The organism is Gracilibacillus caseinilyticus (genome assembly GCF_022919115.1).
Lineage (GTDB): Bacteria > Bacillota > Bacilli > Bacillales > Amphibacillaceae > Gracilibacillus > Gracilibacillus caseinilyticus.
Genome location: NZ_CP095072.1, coordinates 314,987 through 327,437, shown reverse-complemented (window position 1 = coordinate 327,437; position 12,451 = coordinate 314,987). Strand labels below are relative to the sequence as shown.

Below are 12,451 nucleotides of genomic sequence, written 5' to 3'. Positions count from 1 at the left end.
GTGGCCATAAAAATTTGCCGGGCAAATAAATAAGCACGAATGGCAGTTTTTTAACGAACCATTCGTACTTGCTTGGAATATTGTTTTATCATATGAAAGATTTGTCCATTTCATTACTAAAACATGAGACGAAATGTTAAAATGATGCAAGTAAACAGGTTTGGGTTTTTTCTTTTCGGGTTTTTCATTGAATGATCCTCCTTCATTTGCGTTTTAGCAAATCGAATAATTATCTGAACATCAATTTAAAAGTCAAGACAACACAAGTAAAGATATTCGGATTCTGCATCCGTTTACGATTCAATGGAATACCCTCCTCTTGTTTGATTTAAGTTAATAAGAGAATAACATGTATTTCAAATGCATCAAATAGAATTGTCAGATATAGTAACAGACTTTCTGCTCACATGATTTCTTATGTGGTATGGTATACTAAACAAAAACAAAAACGGTTGTCCGTAGAAAAAAATATCGTTAGGGGGGCTTTATCCATGATTAAACAGCACAATGAATATGATCGATTAAAGCAGGTCATTGTCTGCCCGCCTCAATACATGGAAATTAAAAAAGTTATTAATGAGACACAGAAGTTTTATGAGGACGAGAACATTGACATTCCAATTGCGATGAAGCAGCATCAGCATTTTATCGAAACGTTAAGAAAGCATCAGGTAAACGTGTTGGAATTGCCCGCTGATCCGAATCTTAACGAACAGGTTTTTACAAGGGATATTGGATTTACAATCGGAAATACTTTGTATACCGCAGAAATGAGCCGTGATATTCGCAAGGCGGAGGTTAACACGCTCCAACAATTGCTAGACGAGCACCAGATCCCGTACAGCCCGGCACTGGGTGGATCAATTGAAGGTGGCGATGTGGTCGTAGCGGGAGATCATGTTTGGGTAGGTGTAAGTAAACGGACGGATGAGAGTGCGATTGTAGAACTGCAAAAAAGTTTACCAGACCGAAAAGTGAACCCTTTGCAAATTCGTGAAGATATTCTTCATCTCGATTGTTGCTTCAATCTTGTCAGCGAAACGACTGGCCTTATCTATCCGCAAGCGTTCAGCGAGGAGGATCTGGCGAAGCTTCGTCAGCATTACGATTTAATTGAAGTAACAGAGGAAGAACAATTTTCGTTAGGGACGAATGTATTCTCGATTGGTGATTATAAGGTAATCTCACTACCTGTCAACAAGCAGGTCAATCAAAACCTGACAGATAAAGGTTTTGATGTAATCGAGGTTGATTTTTCTGAAATAATTAAATCTGGTGGTTCTTTTCGTTGTTGCACGTTTCCGATAGAACGAGCGTAAGCATACCTTAACAGGTGTGCTTTTTTATACGATAGGAAAGTATTCAGTATTAAATTTTAGCAATGAAGAAGCTCGACGTAGTAAAAATTTAGAGAGTACCAAGTTTTTCTTATGAAACCAATTGTATGTTAAAACGTATCTATTGAAGGAGGTGAGTAGCATGGATTTTATACCTGTTATCGCACCAATAGCCTTGATTCAATTTTTGTTAATGATTATTGCTATTATTTCGTTAGTAAAAGCAGATCATACCAATGGCCCGAAAGCAATGTGGGCGGTCATTATTATTTTGTTAGGAATCATCGGACCAGTACTTTATCTCATTATTGGAAGGAGACAATATTAAATGGCTGTGATGGAAGTACAGCAACTCACGAAATCCTTTAAAGGCAAGAAAGTTGTAAAAGGAATTGATTTCCAACTTGATACAGGCAAATGTGTTGCATTACTCGGCCCAAATGGTGCAGGAAAAACGACGACATTGAAGATGCTGTCAGGCTTGTTGAAACCAACTGCAGGATCGATTCGATTCCCTGGTTCGGACCAGCATGATATTCGCAGTTATATCGGCTATCTCCCACAGTATCCGGTCTTTCATCCATGGATGTCAGGTAAGGAGTTTTTAGTATATGTTGGACGATTAGCCAACTTAACGAAAAAAGAAACAGAACAAAGAGCACTGCAACTGCTTGACAAAGTTGGGATTGAAGCAGCCGCCAATTATCGCATTGGCAAATACTCTGGTGGGATGAAGCAGCGGCTTGGCATTGCACAAGCGATGATTCACAAGCCACAAATACTGATGCTGGATGAGCCGGTATCATCTTTAGACCCACTTGGACGTCGGGAAATTTTGACGTTGATGGAAGAGTTAAAAGAGCAGACAACGATCCTGTTCTCTACGCATATTCTTGGTGATGCGGAAGAAATCTGTGATGATGTGTTGATGATGCACGATGGTGGTATCGTCTTGGCGGGTTCAATTGCTTCCTTACGAACAGAACATCAAACCACTAAATTAGAGTTGGCGTTTAAAGGCAATCATGCAGCATATATAGAGAAGCTCAAGCAATTAGCAGTTGTGGAGCTGATTCAGGAACAGAAGGGTGAGATTCATCTAACTGCCAACGACGTCGAACTGGCACGAAAAGAAATATTATCTTATGTAGTCGCAGAAGATTGGCCAATAGAGAAGCTCGCGTTTAGTAAAACCACGCTGGAAGATTTATTTGTGAAAGTGGTGATGCATTGATGCAATGGATTATGATTTTTCAAAAAGAATTAATCGAAGACTGGCGCAATTATAAATGGGTTTGGGTGCCTCTCGTTTTTATCGTTTTATGTGTAATGGATCCGCTGACTACTTATTACATGCCGGTTATCCTCGATTCTGTAGGCGGTTTGCCAGAAGGAACGGTTATTCCTGCACCAGACTTGCAACCGGGAGAAGCGATTATGCTAAGTTTAGCAGAACTTAGTAGTCTGGGTGTATTGGTTGTGGTGGCTATTTCGATGGCAGTGATCGCAGGTGAACGAAAAAGTGGTGTAGCACAACTGGTCTTAGTAAAACCGGTTCGTTATCTAACGTATATAACGGCGAAGTGGGCCGCTAAGCTATTATTAGTGTTCACCTCATTTTTATTAGGAATGCTTACAAGCTGGTATTATGTCTATTTATTATTTGGTGATCTTGCTGTTAGTGAATTTATCGGACTCTTTTTCTTTTATTTTATTTGGCTGATTTTTGTCGTGTCGTTAACGATTTTTTACAATACAGTCGTTATCAATCCTGGCTTGGTATTAACATTAACAGTAGGTACGATTATGTTAATGTCAGGGTTTAATCAAATTTTCTCGCATCAATTACCATGGTTTCCAAATAGTATCAGTCAGCACATTACTACGTTTTTGTCTGAAGGAAAAGTACCAGATGCATTGTGGGGAGGAGCAAGCGTTACATTATTACTCACTGTTCTGCTAATATTAGTATCAAACATTATGCTGCAAAGGAAAGAAATTGGCGAATAAAAAAGGGTTGACGAATGGACAAATTTTTCTAATAATAGAAGTAATGAATCTTGGGGCATTAGCTCAGTTGGGAGAGCATCGTGCTGGCAGCGCGAGGGTCAGCGGTTCGAGCCCGCTATGCTCCACTTTGCAAGTTCAATCATTTTCATGAAGTGTCAAAAAGCTTGGTATAACAAGTTTTTGACACTTTTTTTATTTCAGTGGATTTCATCAAATTTCATTTAAGCGTAGTCAAAAACGTAGTCAATTTGATGTCATTTTTTATAAATCTATATAGCTTGAAAATTTTTGTATTGCCTGTTCTTGGGCTTTGTCAGTAACGTGTGTGTATATATTCATAGTGGTTTTTATGTCACTATGCCCAAGTCGATCTTGTACTTCTTTTAAAGTAGCACCAGCTTCAAATAACAGTGAGCAATGCGTATGCCGTAAACCATGTGTCGTTACTCTCATTAAATGGTACTTCTCTTGCACGTATATAATCCAATCACGAGTTTTGTTAGGTTGTAGTAGTTCATTCTCTTTATTGCTGAAAACAAGTTGAGTTGGCTCAGAGGTATCGAAACCTAGTTTAAAATATTCATCTTTCTGTTTCTTTTTCCACTTCTTTAATACGTCCATTGTTTTTTCATCCATCTTAATCGATCTCGCTTCATTCGTTTTTGTTGTCTTAACGTAAAGTTTATTGGCTTGTCCCCGAGAAATGGCTTTATTTATCCTTATTTCATTAGTATTAAATCTTATGTCATTCCAGGTAAGCGCAAAGGCCTCCCCTTTTCTCATTCCACTAAATGCGAGTAAACGGAAAAATACGTGTGCTTTGACGTTTGTTTCGTTTTCAAGGCATGAAAGAAATTCAATAAGCTGTTCCCGTGTGTAGAAGTTCTTCTCGTCTGTTTCATCCGGTTGTTTATTCTTTTTTCTTGGGACTTCAACTATATCAAATGGGTTTTTTTGAATATAATCACGTTTTATAGCGAAGTTAAATACTCGCGATGTATATGCCTTAACTTTGCTGATGTTTTTGATTTTTTCCGCCCAATCGTTGACAGCTTTTTGACACCTATCAATGGTAATTTTTTTGATTTTATAATCCCCAATACTTGGAAGTATATGGTGTTCAAATAAGCTAACTGTTTTTACAAATGTGCTTTGTTCAACGGTATTCTCATATTGAGGTAACCACAACTCATAAACTTCCTTAAATGTGTCAGCACGCTCTTTACGATATTCCCCATTGTTAACCTGCAACTTAAGTCTTGCCAATGCAAGCTCTGCTTCTTTTTTGGTTTTAAAGCCCCTTCTTGTCGTCCGCATTTGTTTTTGAGTTGAATCATCTGTACCAATATAAATTTGAAATTGATACCTTACCTTCCCGTTTTTTAAGGTATATTTTTTGATCATTGAGTAACCTCCTAAAATCAATTGCGGGGGCAAATGATAAAAAGAGGGTTTACCTCACAATTATTATACCTAAGTTGTAAGGTAAACCCACAATTTTCTAATAGCTTTGCTCTTGTAAGAAACGGTCGATCTCCGATTTTTTCACTCTTTTAATACCGTCAATTTCAGCAACTTTCAAACCCAATGTGCGGAATTTAATAAATGTGTTATAGGATACGTTTGCGTATTTTGCGGCAGATTTCAGGTCAAGCCATTCCTGTTGCTCGTTTATATAATTGAAGTATTTTTCGAATTGTTCTTTGATCGTTTTTAAAATATCATGCTCACCTGGTTGCATTGCCTATTTCACTCCTTGGTTTTATACATCCATATTTTCATTGATGAATATATTGCGGTATCAATTTTGGGTACTCCAGAATGTATAATGCATTATTTTTAAGGTGGGGAAGCTCTTGAACCTCTGTCAAATTAGAGAGGTTTCCTTTATTTGGATCCCCTTTTCCTTTCGTTATCTAATTCAAGCTGTAGATTTGTGTAACGGGCTTTGAACAGCCTGAACTGGTAATTTACCTTATTAAATAACTCATCGTCGGACAGTGTGAAATTATCAACTCGTCCTAGATTCGCATAAATGTATGCCTCAATAGTGTCCATGTTTGCTTTAAGCTCTTTTAAATGGTGTGAAATATGGTTAATTCGCATGTGTATCATCCTTTCCCCAAGGCATTCCTTGAGTTAAATAATATGGTTTATATTTATTTATCCACGAGATATGATCATCGTTAGGCTCAAACCCCTCATAATATTGGGTGTACAAAAACTCTATTAATTCTTGCGCTGTATTATTGCCCCATATTTGTTGAACTTTCCACAATGTGGGGAGAAGGCCAGAACCTTTAATTAAATGGTCTATTGATTGTTCTAACAGATTGTTACGTGGAGATGGTGACTCAAAATGGAAATCCTTTTTATCTAGCAAATCAAGCATCAATCTAGTTATCTTATGAGGTCGATTAGAATTAGTATAAAAGAACATATAGCGATCAATTAGAGAACTAATAATGATATTTTTCAATTCTTCATCGCAGTTACATTCTTTAATTACATTTGTTAATTGATGTGCGTATTCACCAGAAAATTCTGCTTCGACACGTGTCCAGTCATCTACTTGTTTGGCAATATGGCGCATATGCTTCATGATAGTTGTTCCTCTTTTTTATCATAAATACGTAAATGGACTTTAGTGTTTCGCCCTTTTGCACCTATATACAAAGTTTGTGCTTGAAAGTCTTTGGATACATCGGACAATTTTGAGTTGTTCTTCTTATAAGGTTTTTCTTTGTTATCTTCAATAACTTTTTGGAGATAGCTTTTATTAATATTTCCCATAACGCAATTCAGTCCTTCCATCCTCTATGGAACGTTTTAATTTAGCAATGTCAATGTTCTCATTTAAAAAGTCACAGTACATGTCGATTCGTGAAAGTCTAAACTCATAGTCATCTGATTCAATCAATTGGAAGAAGTTGTGTAAATGAATTGGCTCATTAAAATTCTCCGCATATCGCTTTCGATACTCGTGCCATGCGTATGCACTGAATTTAACAATCACGCCCATTTTAGAAAATGCTTCATGGTATGCGATGCAAAAGTAAAAAGGTGCATTAATTAGTGAATAGCCTACAGTGTAGCCTTCTGGCAGTTTAGTGTCGGATTCACCTAATTCGTCGAATAGCATATGCATTTTAGAGTTTATTAAGAATGTACTAACTATGTTTTTTGCAACCCATTCACGCCATTCATCAAAGTCGAATACATCCGTTGTTTGTAGCACGAGTGTAAATTGATCAATGTCTGGTTTTATCATGTACTTTTCACTCCTTAATATATAAAACTTTCGGAATAGTTTTATAAGGTTCATAGCCTATTAGGACAGGCTTGGTTATGGTTTTTGCTCCTAACTGGAGCTGGGGTGATTACCTGCACCCCAGCTCTCCTAAAGGTTGTAAAGCACGGAGCGGAACCTTCCCCGCCTAAACGGCGGGTCCCCTTCCACTCTCTGTGCCGGCATTCCTTAAGGAAAAACTAGGTTCCCTAATTCAAAAAGCTACAGTATGGCACTGTCAACAACCGTGGTTTTTCCGTGCCCGCTAATCCTGGATAGCTATAAATTCCTTGACCAGCAGTAAACAGAACTGGCGGTATCTCTACACCAGAAGAAAACAGAGTTCTATATGTTTGCTCATCACTATCACCTAAAGCAATCTTTAAAACGAGCTGTTCTCTAATCGCTGTGGGCATCGTCTGTGCATTCATTTGTTGCGTAGCGACCCATAGAATACACCCTAGTTGACGGCCCATGAAAGCAACGTCAGACAGTATGCTATCGACTTCATCACGTTCCTTTTTTGCTAGAGTCTTCCATGACTCTCTTAAGGCACCGAACTCATCAATAAGCATGAATAAGGCGGGTAAGCCAGCATCCTTGTAAGTTTTGTTACGGTTTGATTTGAAATACTCCTGTAACTCATTTTGTCGTTTTTTCATTCGGTCATGAAATTGTTTGATCAAATTAATAGAGTTGGTTTTATCGGCAGTACGATCAATACCTATTGTGAATTTAGCCATTTGGTAAACGTCTGTGCGCTTCGGATCAATAATGAATAACTCATGATCTACCTTTTTTGAAAGTACTTGTTCAACTAGCATTTGGATAAAAAACGATTTACCACTACCTGTTTGCCCGACTAACCCCATATGATGAAACGGTACAGTTGCACGTTCATCTAAGCGTAAGGCATAATCGTCTGATGTCTTGTTTGACCATTCAATCAATTTCTCTGCTGACTTAATCTCAAGTTGTTTCTGCGCTCCAATAGAATAGAACTCGTACACATACCAATCACGATCTTGTGATAAATATTGACGTTCACTAACGAATCCTTTTAATGCTGCATCAATTCGCATATCCTCAAGCTTTTTATCAAAGTTAATAGAATTCTGTATTAGCACTTTTCCAGTTGTCCTAATTCGATTATCATCGAATACAATCTTTATCTTTGGTAATCTCACTAAACGGTTGTCAAATTCCCGTTCATCCTCAAAACGTGCATCTTTTATTTGCCTTCTTAACCTTTTAGTTATTGAGTAATAGCTGATGGCAAAAGACAGACCTTTCCAGCATTTATTACGAATTCCCCAGCAAATAAATAAGCAGCACGTTACTGATCCAGCAAGTACTAAGAAAATTTTCGATTCAATGTTCGGCAATTGGATGACTGTAATTCGCTCAATCAATAATGGATAGTATTTATTAAAAAACAGCCAAAAGATTAGGGAAATGATTATGATTGAAAACGAGAAAATGCCGCGTTGCATCCTATATGTTTTCTTTTTCATGTAATTTCACTCCCCGCATACTTTTATTCCGCCTTCGCTCTGCTTCGGCGGTCACAGCTATTAAAGAGTAAATTGATAAGATGAAGGGGGCTCATTGCCCCCTAAGCTATTAATTATGGTTGAATGTCAACGTCATCAGCTTGTACGCTTAATTCGGATTGGAACGTGCCATAAACGGAAGCGGTTGGATTTACAAAAGTGATCTTGCTAAACTTCTTATACTTCTTAGGCTGTTGTGATACTTTTACATCAATTTGTTCTCCAGCATTTAAATCTGGTGATACGTCTTTACCTTTGTATTCAGTTCTGTCTGTTGCAACCACACACTTGTACTTTGTTCCTAACTGTTCCGTTCTTTCTCCATTTTCATAACCAAACCAAGGCTCGTGCGCCATCACCCTTACATCCTTATCCTTGAAAAACGCTTCACAATCAAACTTGTTAAACTCTCTCAGCTTCTTCATACGCAAACTCATCTCCTCTGTACAAATTTTATGGAAGAACTGCTTTTTTCTTTTCTTCCTTGATTGAACTTTACCACAGCGACAATGATAAATAATGATATTCAATAGATTTATTGCTTGATTTGGTTGTATTTCACATTCACAACGTTCTGTACAAATAAAGTGTTATAATAAATATGGGATCTAATGGAAGGGAATGATTTGGATGAGCAATCAGGATAAAGTAGATATATTTGATATACTTACGATGTTTAATGAAGAAGTGGGTTTTAAGGGATTAGATAATACAGATAAAACCACCGATGAACGAGATGATGTAATTAGTCGACAAACATTTAATAATTGGCTTAGAGAATATAATGAAACACATTCTGGACAAATTAAAAGTAAGAAGGTTAATCAATATCAAAACGAGTGGTTCAAAAGTGATATTCAAAAATTGATTAAGAATAATAGAGTACAAAAAAACCTTCATAAGGCGTATATAAGAAATACTGTTCCATTATTTGAACATTGGGAAAGTATTTCATCTTTATCAAGTAAGAGAGTTTCAAAGAAGTATAAAAATGTACAAGAGGATCTCCGAAATAAAAGTAACAGTGAATCTCTAGGTGAATTAATTGAGATGACAATGAATCAGTTAATAGATGAAGTAATTGAAAAATACTTCACAGTAACTTTCGGAGATACTCAAATAAATCAGACATTCTATTTAGATAGAGCAAAAATTCTTGAGGATTTTATTGATACAGAAAAAATAGAAAACGAAGCGTTTAAAATAGTAGATAATTATTATGGAACACCAGAATATGACGAACAAGGTGTACTAGTTAACATACATTCTTTTATGGAAAGGCCTAAAACAGACTATTATTTAACCTGAAGGTTATAATATACGCCAATTTAATTTGATATAAGCATAAAATGGGTGCGTGAAAAAGCTTAAATTGCTTTTTCACGCACCCTAATTTATTGCATTTCAAAGAATGTGTTCGGAGATAATTTGTTTTTATAAAGGTACAATAGATATAGTACAATAGAAACGGTATATTGTTAGAAAGTTACTTTTAAGTTACATTGATGTAAATAAACTAATGGGGGAATTACTATGTTTCAATCTGGTACCGAGTGGATAAGAGCGGATTTTCATCTTCACACAAAAGCAGATAAGGAGTTTTCTTATTCTGGAGAAGAGGATCGTTTCGTAAGTGATTACGTAGAAAAACTAAAAAGAGAAAACATTAAATTAGGGGTCATTACAAATCATAATAAGTTTGATTTAAGCGAATACAGAGGTTTGAAGAGAAAAGCAAGGAAAGAAAACATTACCATATTACCTGGAGTGGAACTATCGGTTAAGGAAGGTGCTAATGGTATCCATTGCTTAATAGTCTTTAAAGACGAAGATTGGATTAATGGGAAAAGCGAAACTATAAATCAATTTCTTGATGAAGTCTTCAAGGGTATTGAAAATAGAGAAAATGAAAATACACGTTGTAATAAAGATTTAGCAGGAACAATTGAAACTTTAGATTCTTATAACAAGGACTACTTTATCTTAATGGCTCACGTTGAACAAAAAAGTGGTTTTTTAAAAGAATGTAATGGAGGTCTAATAGAGTCACTCAGTAAACAAACTTGGTTTAAGGATAAAGTACTTGGATTTCAAAAAGGGCGTACTAGAGATAAGATGAACCAGCTTGAAGAGTGGATGGGGTACAAGCTACCTTTCATTGAAGGTTCAGATTGCAAAACCATTGAGCAAATAGGTAAAGGAAAAGAGTCGTATATAAAGATTGGGGATGGAAGCTTTGATTCAGTCATACTTGCATTAAAGGATCATCAAAATCGGACTTCACTATCTCAAAAAGAATATAACCATGGATACATAAAGTCTGTCGAGTTGATTGGAGGGAAAATGCATAGCCAAAAAATCAACTTATCACCAGAGTTAAATAGCTTAATCGGAATACGAGGTAGTGGTAAGTCAAGCATAATTGAAGCTATTAGGTACAATTTAAATATGCTACCGTCAACAGCTGATGAAGAGTATAAAACAGATGTAGTAAAGAATCTTCTTGAATCAGGTGGGCAGGTAATCATTGAACTCCAGGATAATCACGGAAAAAACTATAAAATTAAAAGGATTTTAGGAGAAGTCCCGCATATTCTTAATGAAGACGGTGAGGAGATTGGAGTTACAATTAACTCTATTCTTCAAACTCCATTATATTTTGGACAGAAAGATTTATCTTATATGAAAAATGGTTTTGAACTAGATTTATTAAGTAAATTAGTTGGAAGGAAAACAAAATCTTTTCAAGGGGATTTAATTAATAAAAACGATCAATTGGGCAAACAAATTAGTGAATTGTTTCAATTAAAAGATAAAGTTGAAACTCTTCCTGATCTTAGAGGAAACTTAAGGGATGTAAAGCATAAGATAAAAATATTTGAGGAAAAGGGATTATCTGAAAAGCTTTCTAAACAAGTTAATTTCCAGAAGGATGAAAGAAACATAAAAAATGTTTATGAACTCGTTGATAAATTTAAGGTGGAGTTGGAAAATTTACTGACCTCTAATAATCTTAGAGACCTCAATGAACTAAGTGATCAAGAATCTTCAGAAGTACCAGAGCTATTTGTTAAGTTATCAAAAGAAGTATCTTCGGTAGTTGCTGTAAAAAAAGAACTTCAAGATATTATAGGAAAAATTGATTCAAGTTCCAAGCAAGTTAAGGAGTATTTAGAAGAGATCAGAGGAATTATAAGTTCACTTGAAGAAGAATTCGCTGAGATTAAAAGGGAAATTGATATACCAAATCTAAATCCTGATGACTTTGCGAAGCTGAAAGTCAATGAGGATAAGTTAAAAAAGGAAATTGATCAAGTCACTAAACAAGAAGAAAACAAAGGAGTAATCGAATCTCAAATCCGAGCAACTTTAGACGATAGAAATCAACTGTTATTGAGAGAATTCCAAGTTTACAAAGATGAAATAGAAAAGATTAATACAAATCAGAACTCGTTGGAGTTGAGTATCGAATTTAAAGGTAATAAAAAATCTTTTCAGGATGATTTAAAACAGTCATTTAAAGGTTCTAAAATAAATCAGAATACTTACCAATCTATAAGCGAAGCTCATTCTGATTTTGCAGCGCTTATAGTCGATGTCTTATTAGAAGAATCTAAAGTAACTTCTAACTTAGTTACTGAAGCACAATTATCAAAAGTAAAAGAGATAATCAAAGAAAACTATAATGAACTATTAAAGCTTAGAACTCCTAACAAAATTGAAATAAAGTATCATGGAAAACCTATAGCCAAACACTCTATTGGACAAAGAGCTTCAGCATTAGTTCTTTTCATTTTATCTCAAAAAGATAATAATCTGATAATGATAGATCAACCTGAGGATGATTTGGATAATCAAGTGATTTATAACGAAATAATTAGAAAGGTAAAGGAAAGAAAACCCGAGGTTCAGTTCATTTTTGCCACACATAATGCAAATATTCCGGTTTTAGGTGACTCGGAGCAAGTGATCGCTGTTTCTTATGATGAAAAGCAAATAAGTACAGAAACTGGGAGTGTTGACAATAAAGACATTCAAACTAAAATTGTCGATATTATGGAAGGTGGGCAAGAAGCATTCAATAAAAGAACCCAAATATATAACTTGTGGAAAAATGAATAGTCCCTTATCAAAATGGTTCAAATAAGAGCATATCCATAATATTTACTTAATTTTTTCATAAACGTAGTCAAACGCGTAGTCAAAAATATCAAATGCCCCCGCAGATATTGATAGTATAGTGTTTTCGGATGATTTAGTTC

At 35.7% G+C, this 12,451-nt stretch carries 13 protein-coding genes and 1 tRNA gene; 7 read left to right on the top strand and 7 right to left on the bottom strand.

Translation table 11 applies throughout. The annotated features are described in order from the left end of the window. Positions 1-491 precede the first annotated feature (491 nt). The 5 genes from MUN88_RS01540 (at position 492) to MUN88_RS01520 (ending at position 3,472) form a co-directional block, all read left to right on the top strand. Positions 492-1,319, top strand: coding sequence for a dimethylarginine dimethylaminohydrolase family protein (locus MUN88_RS01540; RefSeq protein ID WP_244720008.1), 828 nt, complete (start codon positions 492-494; stop codon positions 1,317-1,319). Positions 1,320-1,479: 160 nt separating this feature from the next. After that, on the top strand, positions 1,480-1,665 hold the full coding sequence (locus tag MUN88_RS01535) for a PLDc N-terminal domain-containing protein (RefSeq protein ID WP_244720005.1): 186 nt from the start codon (positions 1,480-1,482) through the stop codon (positions 1,663-1,665). Continuing rightward, entirely contained in the window at positions 1,666-2,571 is a 906-nt protein-coding gene (locus MUN88_RS01530; RefSeq protein ID WP_244720002.1) for an ABC transporter ATP-binding protein, read from the top strand. It begins immediately after the preceding gene. Beyond that, positions 2,571-3,347 carry an ABC transporter permease gene (locus MUN88_RS01525; RefSeq protein WP_244724272.1) on the top strand — a complete coding sequence of 259 codons (777 nt, stop codon included), beginning with the start codon at positions 2,571-2,573 and terminating at the stop codon, positions 3,345-3,347. Before MUN88_RS01530 ends, MUN88_RS01525 begins: the two co-directional genes overlap by 1 nt. A 52-nt stretch (positions 3,348-3,399) precedes the next feature. Continuing rightward, positions 3,400-3,472, top strand: a tRNA-Ala gene (locus MUN88_RS01520). A 136-nt stretch (positions 3,473-3,608) separates the two neighbouring features. On the opposite strand, the gene MUN88_RS01515 is transcribed toward MUN88_RS01520, so the two are convergent. The 7 genes from MUN88_RS01515 to MUN88_RS01485 all read right to left on the bottom strand — a co-directional run bounded on the left by MUN88_RS01515 (position 3,609) and on the right by MUN88_RS01485 (position 8,614). Continuing rightward, positions 3,609-4,751 carry a site-specific integrase gene (locus MUN88_RS01515; protein WP_244720000.1) on the bottom strand — a complete coding sequence of 381 codons (1,143 nt, stop codon included), beginning with the start codon at positions 4,749-4,751 and terminating at the stop codon, positions 3,609-3,611. A 97-nt stretch (positions 4,752-4,848) separates the two neighbouring features. After that, positions 4,849-5,088: a helix-turn-helix domain-containing protein gene (locus MUN88_RS01510; protein WP_075037438.1), complete on the bottom strand. Its 240-nt coding sequence runs from the start codon at positions 5,086-5,088 to the stop codon at positions 4,849-4,851. Positions 5,089-5,442: 354 nt separating this feature from the next. Further along, a complete protein-coding gene (locus MUN88_RS01505) occupies positions 5,443-5,949 on the bottom strand; it encodes a hypothetical protein (protein WP_075037436.1) in 507 nt (168 codons plus the stop codon). Next, positions 5,946-6,140, bottom strand: coding sequence for a hypothetical protein (locus MUN88_RS01500; protein WP_075037435.1), 195 nt, complete (start codon positions 6,138-6,140; stop codon positions 5,946-5,948). Before MUN88_RS01500 ends, MUN88_RS01505 begins: the two co-directional genes overlap by 4 nt. Next, complete coding sequence (locus tag MUN88_RS01495) at positions 6,127-6,618, bottom strand: hypothetical protein (protein ID WP_075037434.1); 492 nt, start codon at positions 6,616-6,618, stop codon at positions 6,127-6,129. The genes MUN88_RS01500 and MUN88_RS01495 overlap by 14 nt, the downstream gene beginning before the upstream one ends. A gap of 227 nt (positions 6,619-6,845) precedes the next feature. Next, positions 6,846-8,150, bottom strand: coding sequence for an FtsK/SpoIIIE domain-containing protein (locus tag MUN88_RS01490; RefSeq protein ID WP_244719997.1), 1,305 nt, complete (start codon positions 8,148-8,150; stop codon positions 6,846-6,848). A gap of 113 nt (positions 8,151-8,263) precedes the next feature. Next, positions 8,264-8,614, bottom strand: coding sequence for a hypothetical protein (locus tag MUN88_RS01485; protein WP_244719994.1), 351 nt, complete (start codon positions 8,612-8,614; stop codon positions 8,264-8,266). A 205-nt stretch (positions 8,615-8,819) separates the two neighbouring features. On the opposite strand from MUN88_RS01485, the gene MUN88_RS01480 reads away from it, so the two are divergent. Together MUN88_RS01480 and MUN88_RS01475 are read left to right on the top strand one after the other, a co-directional pair. Continuing rightward, a complete protein-coding gene (locus tag MUN88_RS01480; RefSeq protein WP_075037432.1) occupies positions 8,820-9,497 on the top strand; it encodes a hypothetical protein in 678 nt (225 codons plus the stop codon). A gap of 225 nt (positions 9,498-9,722) precedes the next feature. Beyond that, entirely contained in the window at positions 9,723-12,311 is a 2,589-nt protein-coding gene (locus MUN88_RS01475; RefSeq protein ID WP_244719991.1) for a TrlF family AAA-like ATPase, read from the top strand. Positions 12,312-12,451: the final 140 nt, after the last annotated feature.

Bases quoted from the DNA above. Each gene is read 5' to 3' on its own strand.
- MUN88_RS01540 (WP_244720008.1), top strand. From the start codon at position 492: ATGATTAAACAGCACAATGAATATGATCGATTAAAGCAGGTCATTGTC.
- MUN88_RS01535 (WP_244720005.1), top strand. From the start codon at position 1,480: ATGGATTTTATACCTGTTATCGCACCAATAGCCTTGATTCAATTTTTG.
- MUN88_RS01530 (WP_244720002.1), top strand. From the start codon at position 1,666: ATGGCTGTGATGGAAGTACAGCAACTCACGAAATCCTTTAAAGGCAAG.
- MUN88_RS01525 (WP_244724272.1), top strand. From the start codon at position 2,571: ATGCAATGGATTATGATTTTTCAAAAAGAATTAATCGAAGACTGGCGC.
- MUN88_RS01515 (WP_244720000.1), bottom strand. From the start codon at position 4,751: ATGATCAAAAAATATACCTTAAAAAACGGGAAGGTAAGGTATCAATTT.
- MUN88_RS01510 (WP_075037438.1), bottom strand. From the start codon at position 5,088: ATGCAACCAGGTGAGCATGATATTTTAAAAACGATCAAAGAACAATTC.
- MUN88_RS01505 (WP_075037436.1), bottom strand. From the start codon at position 5,949: ATGAAGCATATGCGCCATATTGCCAAACAAGTAGATGACTGGACACGT.
- MUN88_RS01500 (WP_075037435.1), bottom strand. From the start codon at position 6,140: ATGGGAAATATTAATAAAAGCTATCTCCAAAAAGTTATTGAAGATAAC.
- MUN88_RS01495 (WP_075037434.1), bottom strand. From the start codon at position 6,618: ATGATAAAACCAGACATTGATCAATTTACACTCGTGCTACAAACAACG.
- MUN88_RS01490 (WP_244719997.1), bottom strand. From the start codon at position 8,150: ATGAAAAAGAAAACATATAGGATGCAACGCGGCATTTTCTCGTTTTCA.
- MUN88_RS01485 (WP_244719994.1), bottom strand. From the start codon at position 8,614: ATGAAGAAGCTGAGAGAGTTTAACAAGTTTGATTGTGAAGCGTTTTTC.
- MUN88_RS01480 (WP_075037432.1), top strand. From the start codon at position 8,820: ATGAGCAATCAGGATAAAGTAGATATATTTGATATACTTACGATGTTT.
- MUN88_RS01475 (WP_244719991.1), top strand. From the start codon at position 9,723: ATGTTTCAATCTGGTACCGAGTGGATAAGAGCGGATTTTCATCTTCAC.